Source organism: Psychrosphaera haliotis, assembly GCF_039523615.1.
GTDB lineage: Bacteria > Pseudomonadota > Gammaproteobacteria > Enterobacterales > Alteromonadaceae > Psychrosphaera > Psychrosphaera haliotis.
On the sequence record NZ_BAAAFQ010000014.1, the window covers coordinates 1 to 746 of the forward strand.

Annotated in this window: 2 protein-coding genes; both read left to right on the forward strand. The window is 38.2% G+C overall.

Going from position 1 to position 746, the window contains the following annotated elements:
* Nucleotides 1–86: 86 nt before the first annotated feature.
* Nucleotides 87–374: a type II toxin-antitoxin system Phd/YefM family antitoxin gene (locus ABD009_RS14095; protein WP_343826491.1), complete on the forward strand. Its 288-nt coding sequence runs from the start codon at nucleotides 87–89 to the stop codon at nucleotides 372–374.
* Nucleotides 364–657: a type II toxin-antitoxin system RelE/ParE family toxin gene (locus ABD009_RS14100; protein ID WP_343826493.1), complete on the forward strand. Its 294-nt coding sequence runs from the start codon at nucleotides 364–366 to the stop codon at nucleotides 655–657. Before ABD009_RS14095 ends, ABD009_RS14100 begins: the two co-directional genes overlap by 11 nt.
* Nucleotides 658–746: the final 89 nt, after the last annotated feature.

Sequence of the window (746 nt, forward strand, 5' to 3'; positions counted from 1 at the left end):
AGGCGTTATAATTCTCATTAGAGTTTGGCTTATTCCGCAAGTTACATTACACTTTATTGTACAAGCAAAAGTACATCGAGAGTATTATGAGTAGAATTCACTTTGACCAAGATATACAACCCCTTTCAGAATTCAGAGCAGGTGTTGCTTCTTACATAAAGCAAATAAATGAAACACGCAGACCTCTGGTAATCACGCAACGTGGTAAAGGCGTTGCCGTTGTATTAGATGTTTCGGAATATGAGGCAATGCAAGAGAAAATTGAATTGCTAGAGGAAATTAATAAGGCTGAAATGCAAATCTCTAGTGGGCTTGGAATAGATAGCAAAGCCGTTAGAGCTAAATTGCTTTCTAGGTTTAAAAATGAAGGTTAGTTGGTCTCCACTAGCGGTTTCGAAACTTGAGTCAATCTCTGATTATATTGCACTAGACAAAGAGTCGGCAGCAATTGATTGGGTCAATGATATTTTGGATTCTACCGATGCCTTGGGTAATCAACCTGAAATGGGTCGCGCAGTACCTGAATTACCAGGAAAGAATTATCGAGAATTAATTATTGGAAATTATCGAGTTATATATAGTATTGGAGCTTCAGTTCAAATTCTAACGATACGTAATTGCAAACAAATATTAAGGTTTGGTGTCGACGAATTATAACAAGTGGTTAAAGAAGGTCTCGTAAAAGCTTGCTCGAGCCTTCGGCAAACAGTCTAGCAAGCTAAAACTCGCCTCTTAACCAGGCGTTA

What these genes read in the sequence shown, in the direction of transcription:
- ABD009_RS14095 (WP_343826491.1), top strand. Translation starts at nt 87, where the DNA reads ATGAGTAGAATTCACTTTGACCAAGATATACAACCCCTTTCAGAATTC.
- ABD009_RS14100 (WP_343826493.1), top strand. Translation starts at nt 364, where the DNA reads ATGAAGGTTAGTTGGTCTCCACTAGCGGTTTCGAAACTTGAGTCAATC.